At 61.3% G+C, this 13,309-nt stretch carries 15 protein-coding genes; 8 read left to right on the top strand and 7 right to left on the bottom strand.

All coding sequences use genetic code 11. The features are described from left to right. Window positions 1-125: 125 nt before the first annotated feature. Entirely contained in the window at window positions 126-704 is a 579-nt protein-coding gene (locus tag RA24_RS16495; protein ID WP_019297832.1) for a YqaA family protein, read from the top strand. A 2-nt stretch (window positions 705-706) separates the two neighbouring features. Then, the gene (locus tag RA24_RS16490; protein WP_039192975.1) at window positions 707-1,174 is read left to right on the top strand and encodes a disulfide bond formation protein B; all 468 of its coding nucleotides are present in this window, start codon (window positions 707-709) and stop codon (window positions 1,172-1,174) included. 60 nt (window positions 1,175-1,234) lie between these two features. Here RA24_RS16490 and RA24_RS16485 read toward each other — a convergent pair whose 3' ends face one another. Continuing rightward, window positions 1,235-1,660, bottom strand: a complete 426-nt coding sequence (locus RA24_RS16485; RefSeq protein WP_019297834.1) for an Lrp/AsnC family transcriptional regulator — start codon at window positions 1,658-1,660, stop codon at window positions 1,235-1,237. A 112-nt stretch (window positions 1,661-1,772) separates the two neighbouring features. On the opposite strand from RA24_RS16485, the gene rocF reads away from it, so the two are divergent. From rocF to RA24_RS16470, 3 genes are read left to right on the top strand one after another with little or no spacing between them, the layout of a single operon-like run. After that, the gene (gene rocF / locus RA24_RS16480) at window positions 1,773-2,699 is read left to right on the top strand and encodes an arginase (RefSeq protein ID WP_019297835.1); all 927 of its coding nucleotides are present in this window, start codon (window positions 1,773-1,775) and stop codon (window positions 2,697-2,699) included. Further along, window positions 2,696-3,625 (top strand): citrulline utilization hydrolase CtlX, encoded by a 930-nt coding sequence (ctlX, locus tag RA24_RS16475; RefSeq protein ID WP_039192973.1) that lies wholly within the window; start codon window positions 2,696-2,698, stop codon window positions 3,623-3,625. Before rocF ends, ctlX begins: the two co-directional genes overlap by 4 nt. Beyond that, entirely contained in the window at window positions 3,622-4,668 is a 1,047-nt protein-coding gene (locus tag RA24_RS16470; RefSeq protein WP_019297837.1) for an ornithine cyclodeaminase, read from the top strand. Before ctlX ends, RA24_RS16470 begins: the two co-directional genes overlap by 4 nt. Window positions 4,669-4,859: 191 nt before the next feature. On the opposite strand, the gene RA24_RS16465 is transcribed toward RA24_RS16470, so the two are convergent. Then, window positions 4,860-5,444 carry an HNH endonuclease gene (locus tag RA24_RS16465; protein ID WP_019297838.1) on the bottom strand — a complete coding sequence of 195 codons (585 nt, stop codon included), beginning with the start codon at window positions 5,442-5,444 and terminating at the stop codon, window positions 4,860-4,862. A 230-nt stretch (window positions 5,445-5,674) separates the two neighbouring features. Here RA24_RS16465 and RA24_RS16460 point away from each other — a divergent pair, with 230 nt between their 5' ends. Continuing rightward, window positions 5,675-6,328 carry a pseudouridine synthase gene (locus RA24_RS16460; RefSeq protein ID WP_039192970.1) on the top strand — a complete coding sequence of 218 codons (654 nt, stop codon included), beginning with the start codon at window positions 5,675-5,677 and terminating at the stop codon, window positions 6,326-6,328. Between the two features lie 12 nt (window positions 6,329-6,340). Further along, complete coding sequence (locus RA24_RS16455; protein ID WP_019297840.1) at window positions 6,341-6,763, top strand: VOC family protein; 423 nt, start codon at window positions 6,341-6,343, stop codon at window positions 6,761-6,763. Window positions 6,764-6,801: 38 nt separating this feature from the next. Here RA24_RS16455 and RA24_RS16450 read toward each other — a convergent pair whose 3' ends face one another. Together RA24_RS16450 and RA24_RS16445 are read right to left on the bottom strand one after the other, a co-directional pair. Beyond that, complete coding sequence (locus RA24_RS16450) at window positions 6,802-7,467, bottom strand: alpha/beta hydrolase (protein WP_039171155.1); 666 nt, start codon at window positions 7,465-7,467, stop codon at window positions 6,802-6,804. Beyond that, window positions 7,464-8,210 carry a DNA-3-methyladenine glycosylase family protein gene (locus RA24_RS16445; RefSeq protein ID WP_241480958.1) on the bottom strand — a complete coding sequence of 249 codons (747 nt, stop codon included), beginning with the start codon at window positions 8,208-8,210 and terminating at the stop codon, window positions 7,464-7,466. The genes RA24_RS16450 and RA24_RS16445 overlap by 4 nt, the downstream gene beginning before the upstream one ends. Here RA24_RS16445 and RA24_RS16440 point away from each other — a divergent pair, their 5' ends adjacent. Beyond that, the gene (locus tag RA24_RS16440; protein ID WP_039145953.1) at window positions 8,211-9,428 is read left to right on the top strand and encodes an MFS transporter; all 1,218 of its coding nucleotides are present in this window, start codon (window positions 8,211-8,213) and stop codon (window positions 9,426-9,428) included. Window positions 9,429-9,498: 70 nt separating this feature from the next. On the opposite strand, the gene RA24_RS16435 is transcribed toward RA24_RS16440, so the two are convergent. The 3 genes from RA24_RS16435 to cysS are packed head-to-tail and all read right to left on the bottom strand — an operon-like array spanning window position 9,499 to window position 13,281. After that, window positions 9,499-10,275 (bottom strand): squalene/phytoene synthase family protein, encoded by a 777-nt coding sequence (locus tag RA24_RS16435; RefSeq protein WP_039192967.1) that lies wholly within the window; start codon window positions 10,273-10,275, stop codon window positions 9,499-9,501. Next, window positions 10,265-11,899: a citramalate synthase gene (gene cimA, locus RA24_RS16430; RefSeq protein ID WP_039192964.1), complete on the bottom strand. Its 1,635-nt coding sequence runs from the start codon at window positions 11,897-11,899 to the stop codon at window positions 10,265-10,267. The genes RA24_RS16435 and cimA overlap by 11 nt, the downstream gene beginning before the upstream one ends. Next, complete coding sequence (gene cysS / locus RA24_RS16425) at window positions 11,899-13,281, bottom strand: cysteine--tRNA ligase (RefSeq protein ID WP_039192962.1); 1,383 nt, start codon at window positions 13,279-13,281, stop codon at window positions 11,899-11,901. The genes cimA and cysS overlap by 1 nt, the downstream gene beginning before the upstream one ends. Between the last annotated feature and the right edge of the window lie 28 nt (window positions 13,282-13,309).

Genomic DNA, 13,309 nt, shown 5'->3' with positions numbered 1-13,309 from the left:
GAGGCAAAACGGTACTCCGCCGCTGAAAATCCTTCGCACTGCAAAATCAGCCGGCGCGCAGCTTGACGGAGCGACGCACGCATGCCACCTCCCTTGGCAAACGCTGATGAGGACGCAGGGCCAAAATGCTGAAACCGCTTTACGACCGGACGATGGCCCTGGCCGATCATCCCAAGGCGCTATGGTGCCTGGCCGTTGTCGCATTTGTCGAAAGCTCGGTTTTCCCAATCCCGCCGGACGTCCTGATGATCCCGATGATCCTGGCCCGCCCCTCACGCGCATGGCTGGTCGCACTGGTGGCTCTGATCGCCTCGGTGGCCGGCGGCGTTCTGGGGTACGCTATTGGCGCCTTCTTTTATGAAGGCATCGGCCAGCCGGTCTTGGAAGCCATGGGCAAGGGAGATGCCATGGCGGAGTTTAACACCCGCTTCAACGACTTTGGCTTTTGGGCCGTGCTGGGCGCAGGTGTCACACCGTTCCCCTACAAGGTGATCACCATCATGTCGGGCTGGACCGGGATGCCGCTTGGCACTTTCATTGCCACCTCTATCCTTGCACGCGCATTGCGTTTTTTCATCGTAGCGGGTCTTCTTTGGCAATTTGGCGCCCCGGTCCGCGATTTCATTGAACGCCGCTTGGGACTGGTGTTCACCGCATTCATGGTGATCCTGTTCGGCGGTTTCCTGATGGTGAGGTTCATCTGAACATGCACAGGTTTCTGATCGTTTTGGCCGCCGCCGGGTCCGCTGCACTTTTGCTGGGGGCGCTTGGGTTCCAGTACATTGGCGAATTGGCCCCCTGCAAACTCTGCTATTGGCAACGTTACCCCCATGCCGCTGCGGCTGGCATCGGCGTCCTTGCGCTGATCATCCCCGGCGCGCTGCTGCCGTATCTGGGCGCGCTGGCGGCGCTGGCGACCGCCGGAGTCGGCGCCTATCACACCGGGGTGGAGCGCGGCTGGTGGGAAGGCCCCTCCACCTGCACGTCCGGACCTATTGGCGGGCTGTCTCCGGATCAGCTGATGGAGCAGATCATGGCCGCGCCGCTGGTGCGCTGCGACGAGGTTCCCTGGGAAATGCTGTCGCTCTCCATGGCAAGCTGGAACGCCATCGCATCCTTCGGCCTCGCACTGTTGTGGATTGCCGCGGCCAACCACATCCGCAAACAGCGTTAAAGGTTCAGTAAGCTGCAATGCGGCCGCCAACATGCTGGCCGCATTGTAAAGACAGCGGCCTCAGGTATCTTTCTTGGTCGCCAGCAGCAGATTGGTTTCGCTGCTCACGACCCCTTCAAATGTCCGGATTTTGGCCAGGGCGGCATCCAGCGTTTCCAGCGTTTCCGTACCAAGTTCAATAATCAGATCCCAGCGCCCGTTGGTGGTATGAATAGCCCGCACTTCCGGCAGCCCCTGCAGCTGCCTGGTGATCCGGCTGGTGCCGCGGCCTTCGATCCCGATCATCATCAGCCCCCGCACCGGATCGCGCAGGACATCCTCTTTCAGAACGACAGTAAACCCCAGGATATCTCCCCGCGCCTGCAGACGTTCAATCCTTGCCCGAACGGTGGTCCGCGACAGGTTCAGCTCCAGCGCCAGATCCGAAAGCGACGCCCTGGCGTTGTGCCGCAGGGCTGACACCAGCCGCTCATCCGTTTTGTCCATACCTCACCCCGTTTTGATCAATTGCCCCTCATCATGGGCAAATTGAGTGCTGGATTCCATCACGTTTCGGAAGTTTCTAGTATTAAATCTGAATTTTTGGGAGATCAAAACAGTGACCTCGCAACACTGCATCCTGATTGGCGCGCCGGTAGACAGCGGAAAACGCAGAGCCGGTTGCCTGATGGGCCCCGACGCCTACCGCACCGCGGGCATCACCGAAGCCCTGCAAAGCCTGGGCCACACCGTCGAAGACCTTGGCAACCTGTCTCCGGACACTCACGCCAAGGACACGAACGATGGGGTGGTCTATGCCCGCAACGAAACCATTGGCTGGACCTCCCGCCTGGCGCAGGCCGCCGAAGACGCCTTAGAGTGCGGCATGCCGGTCTTCCTCGGCGGCGACCACTCGCTGTCGCTTGGATCGGTTGCCGGGGCCGCAAACCATGCCGCCAAGGCAGGCCGGCCGCTGTTTGTCCTGTGGCTTGACGCCCACACCGATTTTCACACCCCGCAGACAACAGACAGCGGCAACCTGCACGGCACTCCAGTTGGATACTTCACTGGCCGCAATGGCTTCGATGGCTTTCCTGAAGTGACCAACCCGGTGCCGCAGGAAAACGTCTGCATGATCGGCCTGCGCTCTGTCGACACGCAGGAGCGGCTGGCGCTGGAAGGCAGCAGCATCCTCACCCACGACATGCGCCACATTGACGAAAACGGCATTGCCGGACCGCTGAACCGTTTCCTGGAGCGGGTGGCAGAGGCCAATGGTATGCTGCATGTCTCGCTGGACGTTGATTTCCTGGACCCCTCGGTGGCCCCTGCGGTCGGCACCACCGTACCCGGCGGTGCCACCGTGCGCGAGGCGCATCTGGTCTGCGAAATCCTGCATGATTCCGGCCTGATGACTTCGCTGGACCTCGTGGAACTGAACCCCTTCCTGGACGAGCGCGGCCGTACCGCGCATCTGATGGTGGACCTCTGCGCCTCAGCACTCGGCCGCCGCGTCTTTGACCGCCCGACACGGAGCTACCAGTGAGCAGCCTGCAAGCCCCGTCTACCGTGGTGATGATCCGGCCCCACCACTTTTGCTCGAATCCGGAAACAAAGGGCGATAACGCCTTTCAAACGCTGGCAAACACCTCGGCTGAAGCAACCTCTGCCCAGGCGCTGGCTGAGTTTGACGGCGCCGTGAAAACCCTGCGTGGCGCCGGTGTCACGGTGCATGTGTTCGACGACACGACCACCGAAACACCGGACAGCGTGTTTCCGAACAACTGGTTCTCCACTCATGCCGGCGGCCACGTTGCGGTTTACCCGATGTACGCCGAAAACCGCCGCAAGGAACGCCGATGGGACGTGATCGAACTTCTGAAGCGCGACTACCGCGTGCAGGACGTGATCGACTATTCCGGCCTGGAACAGGACGGGCTGTCGCTGGAGGGCACCGGCGCCATGGTGCTCGACCACATCGGGCGGATTGCCTACACAGTGAAATCCAACCGCGCCGATCCGGTGCTGCTGGAACGGTTCTGCACCCATTTCAACTTTGAACCCATGGTGTTCGAAGCCAAAGATCACGCAGGCCGCGACGTCTATCACACCAATGTCCTGATGGGCATCGGCACCGAATACGCGCTGATCTGCCTGGACATGATCACCGATCCGGCCCGCCGCGCCGAGGTTGCCGCTCGGCTGGAGGAAACCGGGCGCCGGGTCATTGACCTAACGCCAGCGCAGATCTCCAGTTTTGCAGGCAACGCTTTGGAGCTGACAGGCCGCAAGCGCCTTTTGGCCCTGTCAGCTACTGCATTGCAAGCGCTGCGCCCTGATCAGATCGCCATCATTGAGCAGAGCGCTGAACTGCTTCCACTCACCATTCCCACAATCGAAACCGCCGGCGGGTCGGTGCGCTGCATGCTGGCAGGCATCCACCTCAGCCCCCGTGAAAGGAAAACCGCATGACACAGCCTTCGGATAAGGCCCTGGTGCCTTTTGTCAGCGTCGACAACATGATGCGCCTCGTTCATCACGTTGGCATCGAACAGATGCTGCGCGATCTTGCTGACTATGTGGAAGATGACTTCAAGCGCTGGGAACTGTTCGACAAGACCCCCCGCGTCGCCAGCCATTCCGACGTTGGTGTGATCGAGCTGATGCCAACCTCGGATGGTGAGGCCTACGGCTTCAAATATGTGAACGGCCACCCCAAGAACACTTCCGAAGGGCTGCAGACCGTCACCGCCTTCGGCCTGCTGGCGGATGTTTATACCGGTTACCCGGTGCTGCTGACCGAGATGACCATGCTGACCGCGCTGCGTACTGCTGCAACATCAGCAATGGCTGCCAAGTATCTGGCCCCCAAGGGCGCAACCACCATGGCGATGATCGGCAATGGTGCGCAGTCTGAATTCCAGACACTGGCGATGAAGGCGATTATCGACCTCAAGTCCGTGCGGCTTTATGACAAGGACGCCGCGGCGACCGAGAAATGCGCCCGCAACTTGCAGGGCCTGGGGATTGAGGTCGTCAGCTGCAAGACACCGGAAGAAGCCATTGAAGGCGCACAGATTCTCACCACCTGCACTGCCGACAAACAGTATGCCACTATCCTGACCGACAACATGGTTGGCAGCGGTGTGCATATCAACGCCATCGGCGGCGACTGCCCCGGCAAGACTGAACTGGCCGCGGGCATTCTCAGCCGCTCAGACGTCTTTGTCGAATACCCGCCGCAAACCAGGATCGAAGGCGAGATCCAGCAGATGCCGGAAGATTTTGCCGTGACCGAACTATGGGAAGTCATTGCAGGCAAGAAACAGGGCCGTACCGGCGACCGCCAGATCACCCTGTTTGACAGCGTTGGTTTCGCGATCGAGGATTTCTCGGCGCTGCGCTACATTCGCGACCGTATCAAGGGCACCGATTACTTCATCGACCTGGACATGCTGGCGGATCCGGATGATCCGCGTGACCTGTTTGGTATGCTCCAGCGCGCCAAAAACTGAAACCAGACAAACAGAATGCAAGGCGGCCCGCCAAAATGAGGCCGCCAGCACCTTCGGCCTTTTCACCTGCCCCTATCAACTGGGCTTGCACGCAGCATTCCTGGGGATCGGAACCGCTGCTCTCCCTCAGCGGGACGCCCTTTGCAGGTGGAAAGGCCGAAACTCTCCCGAAAGGCGCAATTCCAACGTTCTCAGGCGTCCAGCTCGGTATCCCAGTACAGGAAGTCCATCCAGCTTTCGTGCAGATGGTTTGGCGGGAATTTCCGGCCCGTATTCCGCAACTCTTCTGCCCCCGGCCGCCGCGGCGGCTTGCGCAGCGACATGCCCGCCCGGTGCAGCGACTTCGATCCTTTTTTAAGGTTGCAGGGACTGCAGGCCGCAACCACGTTTTCCCAGCTGGTCACACCGCCTGCCGCACGCGGCACCACATGGTCAAACGTCAGCTCGCCCTTGCTGCCGCAGTACTGGCAGCAGAATTCGTCACGTAAAAACAAATTAAAGCGCGTGAAGGCCACGCGCTTTTGAGGTTTTACATAATCTTTCAACACCACCACAGACGGTATTCGGATCTCGGTGCTCGGACTGTGCACCACCTCATCATACTCGGCCACAATGGCCACCCGGTCCAGCCAGGCTGCTTTCACCGCATCCTGCCAAGACCAAAGAGATAAAGGGTAATATGAAAGCGGCCGGTAATCCGCATTCAACACCAGCGCGGGGTGCTGCTTCAGCGCCCCTGGAGATCTGACAAACTCTGCCCTGAAATCGCCATCCATTTTTGAACGTCTTCCTCGCCCTGATCTTCCGTTTCCCGGAACCAGAGCGGGGAACCCGCCCCAGCCTGACTTTGACTATATATCGTGGTTGGCACCTGACAAGCCCCAATGACCCACAATATGTCGCGAGCAAGCTGCGCTGATTCCATGACGAGCGCGTGACAGTTATCCACAGGCTGGAACCGGGACAGCCTCTTGCCCTGCAGCCGCTGGACGCCTATTGCCCAGCCATGACCCGTCTGATCCGTTTCAACAAACCCTTTGACGTGCTGCCGCAGTTCACCGACCGCGGCAGTTTGGACAGCCCGCGAGCGACCCTTAGCCAGTATATCGATTGCCCCGGCGTCTATGCCGCCGGCCGTCTAGACCGCGACAGCGAAGGGCTGATGCTGCTGACGGACAATGGCCGCCTGCAATCTTGGATCACCGATCCCAAGCACAAGATGGACAAGACCTATTGGGTGCAGGTGGAGGGAATTCCCAGCGCCGAGGCGCTTGAACTGCTAGCAAATGGAGTTGAACTGAAGGACGGAAAAACCCGGCCTGCCAAGGTGCAGGTGATCCAGGAGCCGCCCGGCCTCTGGGCCCGCACGCCGCCTGTCCGGGTGCGCAAGACGGTTCCCGACAGCTGGATCGCGCTGACCATCCGCGAAGGCCGCAACCGCCAGGTGCGGCGGATGACGGCGGCAGCCGGGCACCCGACCCTTCGGCTGATCCGCTACAGCATCGGCGCCTGGACGCTGGACGGACTGGCACCGGGCGCCTGGGAGGATCTGGAGCCGCCCCGCGTGCCCGGACCGCCCAAACCTTCCCAGAAGCCGCCGCGCAGGCCAAAAGCCGCATCACCACGCCGGGCAAATGGTGACAGGCCCCGCCGCCGCTGATAGCCTGCGGGCATGCTGCCCCAAGCCCCTGCCCCGCAAGCCATTCTCGAAGCCGCGCTCTACGTGGATGACCTGGACGCTGCAGAGGATTTCTATGGGCGCATTCTAGGCTTGCAGCGCATTCAGAAAGCGGCAGGCCGCCATGTTTTCTTCCGATGCGGGAGTTCCGTCCTGCTGCTGTTCATTGCGGCGGAAACAGCGAAGCCTCCAGGCAATCCGCGCTTGCCGGTCCCTCCGCACGGTGCACAGGGTCCGGGGCACGTTTGTTTCGCCCAATCCCGCAGCGAGCTGCTGGAGATGCGCGACCGGCTGCACGCAGCCGGTGTCGACATTGAGGCGGAGTTTGATTGGCCGCATGGGCCCCGGTCCATTTACTTCCGGGATCCAGCTGGAAATTCAGTCGAGATTTCCGAGCCGCATTTGTGGTCGTATTAAACCGCGGCCAGACCGAAAATCCATTCAACTGCAACCTGTTACAGGCTCAACTTGTCCCGCATGAAAGCCAAGGCGACACTCAACCCGTCCGGCGCGATGCCGTGGGCAGTGCCCTTTTGGATATGTGCAAACACATCCTGGAAACCGGCTTCCTGCAGCGCTTCGGCGGCCTCCGGCAGTGACTGCACCGGCACCACGTCGTCCTGATCGCCATGCACCAGCAGGACCGGCATCTTGGACACCGCCTCATCCTTCAGCAATTCAGGCGCCAGCAGACGGCCGGAGAAGGCCACGATTCCGGCAACCGCATCTTCGCGCCGCGGCGCCACATGCAGGCTCATCATCGTCCCTTGGCTGAAGCCAAACAGAACCACCTGCTCTGGCAGCACGTCCTCGTCGACCATCAGCGCATCCAAAAAGGCGTTCAGATCCTCGACCGCAGCCTGCATTCCGCGCATGCTTTCTTCTTCGGACGAACCGTCAATCCACGGGATCGGGAACCATTGAAAACCAAACGGCGCACCGGCGCAGGCCTCAGGCGCGTCGGGTGCGACAAACAGCGTATCCGGCAGATGTTCGCCCAGCGGATCGGCCAGCCCCAGCAGGTCCGCGCCATTGGCGCCATAGCCATGCAAGAACACCACAACGGAGCGGGTTTCACCGGAGAGCGGCTCCTTGCGGCCGGCATTCAGTACACGAGTCATCGGATTCCTTCCCTGTCCTTCGCCACCCGGTAATAGGCCCACAGAATGCGCGCCGCAACCGACCGCCACGGCGACCAGGCCTCGGCGATTTGCCGCATCTCCCGCTCCTTGGGGCGTGCAGGCAACTCAAACAACATCCGCGCGGCCTCTTGCAGGGCCAGATCGCCATGGGCAAACACATCCGCACGGCCCAGCGAAAACATCGCGTAAATCTCCGCGGTCCACACACCGATGCCCGGCACCTGAACCAGCGTGGCAATTACCTCCGCATCAGGCGCATTGCGCAACGCCTTGAAATCAATACGCGCCTCAGCCAGCGCCCGGGCATAGCGCATCTTTTGGCGGCTGAGGCCAGCTGCGCGCAGATCATCGTCCGTTGCCCATAGTATCTTGCGCGGTCCTGTCAGCCTTGCGTCCTTCATCCGTTTCCAGATCGCATTCGCAGAGGCCACGCTCACCTGCTGACTGACAATTGCACTAAGCAACTCGGCGAACCCTTCGGGCTTGCGCCGCAACGGCAGCGGACCTGTCAGTTCCAGTGCACGGGCGAACCGGCTGTCACGCGCTGCCAGCCATTCAGCACCCTCAGTAACGCAATCGCCGCATTGAATGATCCGGCCCGCACCCGGCAGAAACTTTGGCAGATCTGACGCCACGTCACCCCCTTTGGCCGCGGCAAATGGGCCGCCTTCCAGCGTGGCAAGCGCCTTGCCCCGCACCCGGTTCACCGCTACGCATCCCATATGAGCATGACCATGACCACCCCCAGCGACGCGGTCGCCAAGAAAAACGTTGCCATCCTGGTTCTGGCCCAGGCGATCCTCGGCGCGCAGATGCCGATGATCTTTATCATTGGCGGCCTTGCGGGCCAATCGCTGGCGTCCAACCCCTGCTTTGCGACGCTGCCGATCTCGCTGATCGTGGGCGGCTCGATGCTGGCGGCCACGCCGATCTCAGCGATCATGCAGCGCTGGGGCCGCCGCGCCGGTTTCTTCACCGGCGCTGCTTTTGGCGCGCTGGGCGGCCTGGTTGGCGCTTACGGTCTGTATCTCGGCTCCTTTCCGGTCTTCCTGCTCGGCAGCCTGATGACCGGCGTCTACATGAGCGCGCATGGCTTCTACCGGTTCGCGGCGGCTGACACCGCTTCAGAAGCGTTCCGCCCCAAGGCGATTTCCTACGTGATGGCTGGAGGCCTTGCAGCTGCCCTGATCGGCCCACAACTGGTCAAGCTGACCAGCCAAGCCTTTGTAATTCCTTTTCTTGGAACCTACCTGACGGTTATTGCCGTCAACGTGTTCGGCGCCGCGCTGTTCCTGCTTCTGGATATTCCCAAACCACCAGCACCCAGCCATGACAGCCCCAAGGGGCGCAGCCGTCTTGAACTGCTGAAGACGCCGGTTATCGCCGTCTCGGTCATCTGCGCAATGGTTTCCTACGCATTGATGAACCTTGTCATGACATCGACCCCGCTGGCCGTGGTAGGATGCGGCTTCACTCAGGGTAATGCCTCCGATGTGGTGATGTTCCACGTTCTGGCGATGTATGTGCCGTCCTTCTTTACCGGCCATCTGATTGCCCGTTTCGGCGTGGAAAAGATCGTTGCCGCGGGCCTGATTATTCTCGCCGGTGCTGGCGCAGTTGCACTGCAAGGTGTTGAACTGGAAAACTTCTTCATCGCGCTTGTGCTGCTTGGTCTCGGCTGGAACTTCGGGTTCATTGGCGCAACCACCATGCTGGCCGGCGCCCATGACAGCCATGAGAAAGGCCGGATGCAGGGATTGAATGACCTGCTTGTCTTTGGCGGTGTTACCATGGCGTCGCTGGCCTCGGGCGGGTTGATGAACTGCTCTGGTGGCAATCCAGTGGACGGCTGGAACGCGGTCAACATGGCCATGGCACCCTTCCTGGTGCTGGCAGGTGGAGCACTGATGTGGCTGGTGATGCGGCCCAAGGAAGCCTGACCGTTTCCGCTTGAAAGCCAGAGTAATAAAGGCGCCCAGACGGGCGCCTTTTTTATTTCACCTGAGTTCTTTACCAGCGCCCGGTGACTGCCCGGAGCATCAGCCCGGACCGGCGCCGGAACTCGCTTTGGCCAAGGGCGCCCTGCGCAACCCTCTCTGGTTCACGGACGGTCTGCTTCAGAACCGCCTCAGCCTGCCATCCCGCCAGCAGAGCAGCTCCGGCAGCTTTCGAAACATCAGCTCTTCGCTCTCGCGCTTTACTCAGCTTTTCCAGCGCCTTGCGTGCCAAAGCTTGCACGCCTTCCAAGGTTCCGTCCAGCAACGGAATCCGTTTCTGCGCTTCCAGCTCAGGGATTGCCCGCAGCCAATTGGCAACGCCTGCGCCATAGCCGAAATCCCTGACCACAGCCTCATCCGCCTGCCCCAGTGAAGCCGCAGCCATCCACATCAGCGATCCGCTGGTCCGGTCGATATAGCAGTCGAACTCAGCCTGATCCTCAAAGGGATCCTTGTAGATGTCCCAACGCCGCGCCTCGGCCATACCGTCGATACAGGCCGCCAGTTCCGGCTTCAGCAGCTTGGAGAGCGGCGTCGCAACATAGTGGCGGCGGACCGGCTTGCCCTCTGCGATCTCCGCCCCCACATCGCGCCACCATTGCACCCGCATCTCGGAAATCATGCTTTCCTGGCTGGCCCAGGGCGCCCGCGCCAGCTCAATATTGAAGGCATACAGCGCAAACAGCAGCGGCCGCGCCTGGACCGGCGCCGCCATGGTCGACAGAAACCGGTCCGGGTCGCTCTTCTGAACCAGCTCCGCGCAGGCCGTCAGGTCGGCGTCAAACTGCATCCGCCTGCCCGGCCCCGCTGTCATGGATCAGCTTCCAGCGGATGGCGTCCAGCAGCGCCTCGAACGACGCATCGATTATGTTTGCGCTGACCCCGACGGTGGACCAGCGATGGCCCTGGCTGTCCTCGCTGTCGATAATGACCCGGGTGACCGCCTCGGTGCCGCCTTGTGTGATCCGCACCTTGAAGTCCACCAGCCGCATGTCCTCCAGCTGCGCAGAATAGCGCCCCAGGTCCTTGCTCAACGCCCGTGCCAGAGCGTTCACCGGGCCACGGTCGCTGCCGGTCTCATCCAGCGACTCGCTGACCGACAGGCGCTTTTCGCCATCGACCTTCACCACAACCACCGCCTCGGACAGGCTGACCATGCGGTTATACTTGTTCTTGCGCCGTTCGACGGTGACCTTATAGCGCTTCACCTCAAAGAAATCCGGCAACTGGCCCAGTTCCTTGCGCGCCAACAGCTCAAATGAGGCCTGCGCGGTATCATAGGAATAGCCTTCGGCCTCCCGCTCCTTGATCCGTTCCAGGATCCGCGCCAGCGCCGGGTTGCCGTTCTCAACGCTCAGCCCCGCATCGGTCAGCCGTTTGCGCAGGTTCGACTGCCCGGCCTGGTTCGACATCGGGATCACCCGCGCATTGCCAACCTTGCCCGGCTCGATGTGTTCATATGTGGTGGGATCCTTGAGGATCGCGCTGGCGTGCAGACCCGCCTTATGGGCAAAGGCTGAAGCGCCCACATAGGCCGCCTGACGCACCGGAACCCGGTTCAGGATATCGTCCAGCATCCGGCTGATCCGGGTCAGCCCTGCCAGGGCATCCGAGCTCACACCGGTAGCGAAGGTGCTGGCGTAGGGTTCTTTCAGCAGCAGCGTCGGGATCAGCGCGGTCAGATTGGCGTTGCCGCAGCGCTCCCCCAAACCATTCAGCGTGCCCTGGATCTGCCGCGCCCCGGCATCAACCGCCGCGAGGGAGCACGCTACGGCATTTTCTGTGTCGTTATGGGTGTGTATGCCCAGTTTCTCACCCGGAACTCCGGCCGCCACAACTGCACCGACGATCCGATGAACCTCTGCCGGAAGCGCACCGCCATTGGTGTCGCAGAGCACAACCCAGCGTGCACCGGCCTCCAGCGCTGCACGGCAAGCCGCCAGTGCGTAGTCCGGGTTGTCCTTGTAGCCATCAAAGAAATGCTCTGCGTCAAACAGCGCCTCGCGCCCCTGTGCCGCAATATGGGCCACCGAGGCGCGGATGTTCTCAAGGTTCTCCTCAAGCGTGATCCCCAGCGCATGGGTGACGTGGTAATCGTGGCTCTTGCCGACCAGACAAACCGCCTTGGTGCCTGCGTTCATCACCGCCGCTAGAACATCGTCGTTTTCCGCCGACCGCCCTATCCGCTTGGTCATGCCAAAGGCTGTCATGGTGGCGCCGGTTTGCGGCGCCTCCTCAAAGAACGCACTGTCGGTGGGGTTGGCGCCCGGCCAGCCGCCCTCGATGTAGTCGATACCCAAGGTGTCCAGCGCTGTGGCTATTTGCTTCTTTTCTGCAGTGGAAAACTGCACCCCCTGAGTCTGCTGCCCGTCCCGAAGGGTTGTGTCGTAAAGATAGAGGCGTTCTTTGGCCATCAAAGCGCCTCCAGCTTGGCGGGATCAAAACCGGCACCCGGCACAAGTTCGACACCGGCCTTGCTCATGCGCACTTCCAGGCCAGCCGCGACAAAGGCCGCTTTCAGCTGATCAACTTCCGAGAAATCCTTGCTTTCCATGGCCTTCTGCCGCGCTTCAAACAGCTGCTCTTCGTAGGCAGACAAGTCAATCGAGGGGGCAGACGCCCAGGCGCCCATCTCTTCCGTCAGCAAACCCAGCATCTGCGCCGACGCCAGAAGCCCGGCAGCATCACCCGCTGCGGCCAGCTTGTGCAGCTCAGCAATAGCGCCTGCGGAATTGAGGTCATCCGCCAGCGCATCCAGGACCGCGGCAGCAGCGCTGGACGCGGGTTCGATGCCCGCGGTCAGCGCCCGCCATTTGCGCAGCGTCGCCTCGGCCTCCCTGGCCTTCTTGTCAGTCCAGTCCATCGGCTTGCGGTAATGGGTCTGCAGGAACACCAGCCGGATCACCTCACCCGGATACCCCTGGTCGAGCAGGTCGCGGACGGTAAAGAAGTTGCCCAGCGACTTGGACATCTTCTTGCCTTCGACCTGCAGCATCTCGTTGTGCAGCCAGTAGCGTGCAAAGCTGTCATCACCATTTGCGCAGCAGCTTTGCGCAATTTCGTTTTCGTGGTGCGGGAACATCAGGTCGTTGCCGCCGCCGTGGATGTCGAAGGTTTCGCCCAGCAGCTCATAGGACATCGCCGAGCATTCGATATGCCAGCCCGGCCGCCCGCGGCCCCAGGGGCTGTCCCAGCCCGGCAGATCATCGCTGGAGGGCTTCCACAGCACAAAGTCCATCGGGTTCTTCTTATAGGGCGCAACCTCAACCCGGGCGCCTGCAATCATGTCATCCACCGAACGGCCTGACAGTTTGCCGTAAAGCTCTTTCCAGCTGTCGACAGCAAACAGCACATGGCCCTCAGCGGCATAGGCGTGCCCTTTGGCGATCAGATCCTCGATCATCGCCACCATCTGCGGAATGTACTGTGTCGCACGCGGCATGTGGTTCGGCTCCAGCGCGCCGAGTTCCCCCATGTCGTCCAGGAACCATTGCGTCGTCTCGGCTGTAATGTCGCCGATCGGCCGTCCGCTCTCCGCCGCGCGGGCGTTGATCTTGTCATCAACGTCGGTGAAGTTCCGGGCGTAAGTCACTTTATCTGCGCCATAAACCTCGCGCAGGAGGCGGTAGAGAACATCAAACACCACCACCGGACGGGCATTGCCCAGATGCGCCCGGTCGTAAACCGTGGGGCCGCAGACATACATCCGCACGTTTTCGGCGTCGATCGGCTCAAAGACCTCTTTCTTGCGGGTCTTCGTGTTCTGCAGCTTGATCACTCTGTCCATGGTTCCCATGCCCGGTTCCTTTCGCATGCCCAGCCAT

Origin of the sequence: Leisingera sp. ANG-M6 (genome assembly GCF_000813905.1) — a bacterium.
Lineage (GTDB): Bacteria > Pseudomonadota > Alphaproteobacteria > Rhodobacterales > Rhodobacteraceae > Leisingera.
This window is presented reverse-complemented; position numbering and strand designations above follow the sequence as displayed.